The organism is Blautia sp. MSK18_10, from assembly GCF_020553185.1.
GTDB lineage: Bacteria > Bacillota > Clostridia > Lachnospirales > Lachnospiraceae > Blautia_A > Blautia_A wexlerae.
This window is the reverse complement of sequence record NZ_JAJCGT010000012.1, coordinates 78,877-85,369: the sequence shown is the minus strand read 5'-3', so window position 1 is coordinate 85,369 and position 6,493 is coordinate 78,877. Positions and strand designations below refer to the sequence as shown.

The following is a 6,493-nucleotide window of genomic DNA, read 5'->3' as shown; positions in this document are numbered from 1 at the left end:
ATTGATTTTCTGGTACGGATGATTGATAAGTACGGCGAAGAAGTCCTCCGGGAGTTGGAGGAAGAAAAATAGAATAAAGAAGAAAAAACAGCATAGAATACTTCTTTTCATAGCATTTGTAAGACCGTCGAAGTCTCCTTTTCACAGGTTCGGCTTGCTATTCTCCATCGGAAACAGAGTCTTTCTTTTTTTAGACTTACCAGAAATCATTTCATGCCCAGAATAGATAGCTATGATCATGCAGAACAGAGAGCTACAAGCAAAATACTTATGAGCGGATTTCATATTTTTATAGCCAGTATAAAAGATTCCAAACATTGCTGCCGATGCACCAAGTGACCAATATTTATGTGCTTTCATCTTAGATTTCTCCTGCGTTTTTTTATTATGATTCAGTTTTTTTCTTTTATTTATAAAGAAATGAGGAACACATCTGTATATAGCGAGATGGTTCCTCTTTTTGTTATGCGGTTTTTTGTACAGCCAGCGCTTCGATTTCTTCTAAGGTCAGGTCTGTAAAAGCGGCAATATCTTCGTAAGTGAGTTTACCGGAGGCCAGCATACGTTTAGCAATTTCAATGCGTTCAGCTTTTCGCATATTTTCCATCTCTCTGCACATAGTCAAAACTCCTTCCTCATCTTCTTTAAAATAACGTACTCTGTCAGCAAGGATTTTATAATACATGTCTTTCGGATTGGTACAGGAAAAATCGTGCATTAGTTTTCCGAGTTCTGTTTCATCTTTGATTTGGGAATTTATATAAATAATATGAGCTTCATCACCGAATGGTTCACCGGTTTCCTGGATGATGCGGTCAACATGATAAATTGGAAGCCCGGCTTTTAATACATCATTTTCGGTAATAAAAATCACATAGGTTTCAGTGAGAGCATCATATTTATCGCCAGCTTCAGTTATATTGGCATCTATAAGACTGCTATTGTATCTTGCACGTTTTGCATCAGCACCACGATCACTTCTTTGAATTTCTATATTATAAATGCGGTTATTGGAATCAACAGCTAATATATCCAAGCGAATAGAACGTCCCTGTAAATTTTTTATATCGTATTGTCCCTGCACAGATTGTACTTTAAGGTCATGTCTTTGCAAAATAATTTGAAGTAGAAATTCCGCACATGCCTTATCTTCAAAAACTTTACTCATAAAATCATCATCTAAAAGACGGAACCCCTGAGGCGTTGTAGATCTTCTTTATGTTTTTGCTCAAAATCTAATGTTTCTTCTGTATTATCCATTGTAAAAACACCACCTGCTTTCCTTTAGAATGGGACATAGTAAACATGGATTCCTGTATCATTATTTTAACATGGCAAATAGTAATCCTCAATACCTGAATTTTGAAATGACAAATGCCGATAAAAAATAACAGTCTATAAATCTTTTACTTTTTCAATCTGTTCATTCACATCTTTAAGTTGCTGTTCAGTATCTTTTAAAGATTTTCTGGGAGCACTGGTCTGGTCTGATGCCTGATTGAGTTCTACATGGAAATCATCAAGAGAATCATAGCCATGTTCCTGTATGTAGGCAACAGTCTGAGCCATCTGCTTCAAATTGGTGAGCTTTACTTTTTGAGCATAGGCTCCACTTTGCTGTGCTTTAATACAGGTTTGCAGATCTATGACAAGCCGGAGATCTGATTTTATGAAAATGAATGGTGTAGAGATAGCAGAAGTATCAGAGAAAGGAACAGTTGGTAAATCTGTGGAAGTATTCGGAGACTGCTGTTCCAGAATTTCTTCTTTCTGTTCTCTATGGGATTTCGTGTTTTCCTCAAATGCTTTCAAGAGAAAATCTTCTGTGTATCTGGTTCCAAGATTCCTTTCAGTGATATATTTTTTTCTGCCAGGGTGAAGATAGCTGTATCGGTTTCGACTGATCGTGAAGATGATGTGATATTTTACATCAAGGATTTTTGAAAATTCTTCTAGTGATCGGGCGGTACTTGCGGCATCATCAATAGCGTCACGAAGAAATTGTTTCTCTGTCTGGTAACGAGTTTCCTTTGGAGTGATTCCATCTTCTTTCATTTTCTGATTTAACTTATCGAGTTTTTCCTGTCCCCGGCGTTGTGCCCAATATTCTTTTTCTGTGATTTTTCTTTCAGCAGGAGTGAGCAGATCAACCTGATGTAGCGGGTGGATTACTCCACCCATTGCTGTTAACCGATTGTTTTAATTGGACAATCTAACCGCTTTTAACCGAGCATTTTAACTGGACGCTCTAACCGCTGCGCAGATATTTCTATCTGTGTTTTTATTATATGCAATTTACAGTAAAAAACCAATGCCTTTAATTGCTAAAATTTTATGAACTTTTTTCGATATCTATGGAATCGTTTTTATCACAGATAGGAACAAAAAGAAAGAGATAGCAGATGGGTATAAAAAGTTTGCTTGGTTTCGGTCAGGCGAGGGATAAGCCTGTACGGAATTACAGTAATGGTGAGTATTCGTTCAATTTCGGACAAAGCACCAGCGGAAAGAGCGTCAATGAAATAAGAAACATTGATAAAGGTTTATCTGATGGCTTGGAATGCATTCATTGGTTGAGAACCGAGAGGGAGAAAATTTAACTAATGCTATTGAGTCTTCAGACATTGGGAATAAAACCTTATGTTTGCAGGCTTTTTGTTTACAGAAAAATTTTTCGTGGATATAATAAACATGACATATAGTTGTCGTGTTGTGTTAGATATGATATGTATGGAGTGTGGAAACTATGAAGACAGATAGGCTTATTGGGATATTGTCAATCTTACTGCAGGAAGAAAAGACAACGGCTCCTGAACTGGCAGAAAAATTTGAGGTATCCCGCAGGACAATAAACCGGGATATTGAAGACCTTTGCAAAGCAGGCATTCCAATAAGGACGGCACAGGGGACCGGTGGTGGTATTAGTATTATGGACGGATATCGTATGGATAGGACGATTCTGACATCCAAAGATATGCAGATGATCCTTGCGGGGCTGAGAAGTCTTGACAGTGTGAGTGGAAACCGATACTACGGTCAGTTGATGGAGAAAATCCAGACCGGATCATCAGAGTTTATCAGTGAAAGAGACTCTATGTTGATTGATTTGTCTTCATGGTATAAAGGCTCTCTTGTTCCGAAAATCGAAGTAATCCAAAATGCAATAGAAAACAGGCATACTATACAGTTTAAGTATTATGCTCCATCTGGAGACAGCAACCGAAGGATAGAACCGTATTATCTGTTTTTTAGGTGGTCAAGCTGGTATGTATGGGGGTGGTGTTTAGAACGTGAAGATTACAGATTGTTTAAGTTGAACCGTATGGATTGCGTTACAGAATCGGAGCAGTTTTTTATGTGCAGAAATGTACCAATGCCGAATTTGTCAAATGAGAAGATATTTCCGGGCGGGATAAAGGTAAAAGTCCTTTTCGCCCCGGATGTAAAGTGGCGGTTGGTTGAAGAATTTGGACCGCATTGCTTTACCAGGACGGATGATGGAAGGCTGCTTTTTTCGGCGGATTATACAGATATGGAAAACCTTGTGACATGGCTCATGACATTTGGAGCAAAGGCTGAGGTGCTTGAGCCGAAAGAAGCACGGGACATTATCCGCAGGAATGCGGAAGAAACATTAAAAAGCTATGGAGGATTAGGAAAATGACGTTTGATTATAAAAAGGAATACAAAGAGTTTTACATGCCGAAGGGAACACCGTCTATTGTCAGAGTCCCGAAAATGAATTATATAGCGGTGAGGGGAAGCGGTAATCCAAATGATGCAGATGGAGAATATAAGCAGTCTATTGGACTTTTGTATGGAATTGCATTTACGATAAAAATGAGTAAAAAGGAAGACCATCAGATTGACGGATATTTCGATTATGTGGTGCCGCCATTAGAGGGATTCTGGTGGCAAGAAGGCGTGTCAGGAATCGATTATGCGCGCAAGGAAGAATTCAAGTGGATTTCTGTTATTCGCTTGCCTGATTTTGTTAGCAGGGAAGATTTTGACTGGGCAGTCAGAAAAGCTACAGAGAAAAAGAAACAGGATTTCTCCAAAGTTGAGTTCTTTTCGTATGATGAAGGTCTGTGTGTACAGTGTATGCATATCGGATCGTATGACGATGAGCCTGCTACAGTAGATGAGATGCACAGATTTATGGAAGAACAAGGATATGCACTGGATATTACTGATCAGAGAATGCACCACGAAATTTATTTGAGTGATGCACGGAGGGTGGCACCGGAGAAACGCAAGACTGTGGTCAGGCATCCGATAAGGAGGGCTTAAAGGTATGGAATATATTAGAGTTACGAAAGAAAATCTTGAAAAGGAGCACATTTGCTGCGCCATTTCCAACAATAAAGATATTCAGGTATCATCAAAAAAGGCATGGCTTGCGGATAGATTTGATGAAGGTCTTGTGTTTCTTAAGAGCGTAGAACGCGGCAAGTGCTTTATTGAGTACATACCTGCGGAGTGTGCATGGAATCCAATCGAAGCACCTGGTTATATGTATATTAATTGTTTGTGGGTGTCCGGATCTTTCAAAGGCCATGGATATTCAAGTGACTTACTTTCCGAGTGTATTGAGGACAGCAAAGAAAAGGGGAAGAAAGGCCTATGTATTCTTGCAGCAGCAAGGAAAAAGCCATTTCTGGTCGATTCGAAGTTTCTAAAATATAAAGGATTTAAAGCTTGTGATGAGGCTGATAATGGAATCCAGCTATGGTATCTGCCGTTTGAAGAGAAAACTGAGCCACCGGTGTTCAAGGAATGTGCAAAACACCATCATATAAATGAAAGCGGCTATGTTCTTTATTATACAAACCAATGTCCTTTTAATGCAAAGTATGTACCAATCTTGGAAGAAACCGCTCAGAAGAATGGTATTCCACTCAAAGCTGTGAAGATTGAAAATAGGAAGGATGCTCAGAATGTACCAACGCCAATCACGACTTATGCACTATTTTGTGATGGGGAGTATGTTACGAATGAGCAGATGAATGATAAGAAATTCTTAAAGCTGGTGGGAAGATAGGAGAAAACAACATGGCATCAACAAAGGTATATTTGAATTTATGTTTCTCTCTTAATTTATGGCAGGTTTTATCGAGCTGAAGCCGGTAATAAAAAAATACTATAAAACAAAACAGAAAAGCTGACGTAAAAATAGCAGGTACCATAAGGCCTGCGAGCATTTTTTCTTATATTTAACTGTCAAACTCCCGTGTATTGATTTTCTGGTACGGATGATTGATAAGTACGGCGAAGAAGTCCTCCGGGAGTTGGAGGAAGAAAAACAGAATAAAGAAGAAAAAATAGCATAGAATACTTCTGAGCGGATATGGCTGAGAATGTTTTGACATATTGACAGGACATTTAAAATGACGTATACTAAGCTCAGTGATCGTTCTGTAGAAACTTGAGAAGCCTACAGGCGGGGGAGAGCCTGCGGGTCTCTCCCTCTTTTGTTTTAAGGAGAAATGAGATGCAGACACCGAAAAAATTCTCTTCTTTTAGTGACCAGGTTTCCTGGATCAGTGATGAAAAGGGAATAAAAATAAAAGACAGAGAATATGCGGAAGAGATGTTACGCCAAATAGGATATTTTCCTCTTATGGGAGGATATAAACATCTTTTTAGAATATCAAACACAAAAAAATATAAAGCAGGAACAAGTTTTGAAGAAATAGTCAGTCTGTATAAGTTTGATGCAGAGCTTAGAGAGTTGTTCTTTAAATATTTACTGCAGATTGAGCGACAGATGCGTTCTTTGATGTCGTACTATTTTACTGAAATGTATGGAGCAGAGCAGAAGCAGTACCTGGACGCTAATAATTATAATAATACAAAAAGAAATCATGCAACAATCGTAAAGTTGATAGCGACCTTGAAACGAGCAACAACGACCACAGATTATACATATATCAACTATTACCGCAAGACATATGGTGAAATTCCATTATGGGTTTTGGCAAATGTACTTACGTTTGGAAACTTATCAAAAATGTTCCGAGTGTTTCCGCAGTCCTTAAAATCAAAAGTATCAAAAAACTTTGAACCTTTGAATCAGCATCAGATGGAACAGTTTCTATCTGTTCTCACTAAGTATAGGAATGTATGTGCCCATGGGGAACGACTGTTTACATACAGAACAGTAGATGCTATTGCGGATACACCGCTTCATAAAAAACTTTCATTACCACAGAGCGGTAATCAGTACGAAAAAGGAAAACAAGATTTGTTTGCTGTGGTGATTGCTTTTAGATATCTATTACCTGGAAAAGATTTTCTGGAATTTAAAAGAAAGCTCATAAAAGAGATTGACCGAGTAAACAGAGAAGTAGAGCATATAAGTGAAGTTGAATTATTGAATAAAATGGGTTTCCCGAAAAATTGGAAAAATATTACCAGATACCATTTAAATTAAAGAAATATCCTCTAAGAGATAGTGAAATACCTATTGTCTTAGAGGATTTTTTATTGA

General features: G+C 38.1%; 6 protein-coding genes and 1 pseudogene. 4 read left to right on the top strand and 3 right to left on the bottom strand.

Annotated features, from left to right (window positions below; genetic code table 11):
- Positions 1–141: 141 nt before the first annotated feature.
- The 3 genes and pseudogenes from LI074_RS07325 to LI074_RS07315 form a co-directional block, all read right to left on the bottom strand.
- Entirely contained in the window at positions 142–360 is a 219-nt protein-coding gene (locus tag LI074_RS07325) for a DUF6219 family protein (RefSeq protein WP_055059977.1), read from the bottom strand.
- Between the two features lie 103 nt (positions 361–463).
- Positions 464–1,260 (bottom strand): annotated as a pseudogene (locus LI074_RS07320) (Rpn family recombination-promoting nuclease/putative transposase).
- A gap of 135 nt (positions 1,261–1,395) precedes the next feature.
- Complete coding sequence (locus LI074_RS07315; RefSeq protein ID WP_242859967.1) at positions 1,396–2,181, bottom strand: hypothetical protein; 786 nt, start codon at positions 2,179–2,181, stop codon at positions 1,396–1,398.
- Positions 2,182–2,746: 565 nt separating this feature from the next.
- On the opposite strand from LI074_RS07315, the gene LI074_RS07310 reads away from it, so the two are divergent.
- The 4 genes from LI074_RS07310 to LI074_RS07295 all read left to right on the top strand — a co-directional run bounded on the left by LI074_RS07310 (position 2,747) and on the right by LI074_RS07295 (position 6,436).
- Complete coding sequence (locus tag LI074_RS07310; protein WP_055059979.1) at positions 2,747–3,664, top strand: helix-turn-helix transcriptional regulator; 918 nt, start codon at positions 2,747–2,749, stop codon at positions 3,662–3,664.
- Positions 3,661–4,293 (top strand): GyrI-like domain-containing protein, encoded by a 633-nt coding sequence (locus LI074_RS07305; RefSeq protein ID WP_008705622.1) that lies wholly within the window; start codon positions 3,661–3,663, stop codon positions 4,291–4,293. Before LI074_RS07310 ends, LI074_RS07305 begins: the two co-directional genes overlap by 4 nt.
- 4 nt (positions 4,294–4,297) lie before the next feature.
- Positions 4,298–5,044: an N-acetyltransferase gene (locus tag LI074_RS07300; protein ID WP_055059980.1), complete on the top strand. Its 747-nt coding sequence runs from the start codon at positions 4,298–4,300 to the stop codon at positions 5,042–5,044.
- A gap of 450 nt (positions 5,045–5,494) precedes the next feature.
- Positions 5,495–6,436: an Abi family protein gene (locus LI074_RS07295; protein WP_117495666.1), complete on the top strand. Its 942-nt coding sequence runs from the start codon at positions 5,495–5,497 to the stop codon at positions 6,434–6,436.
- Positions 6,437–6,493: the final 57 nt, after the last annotated feature.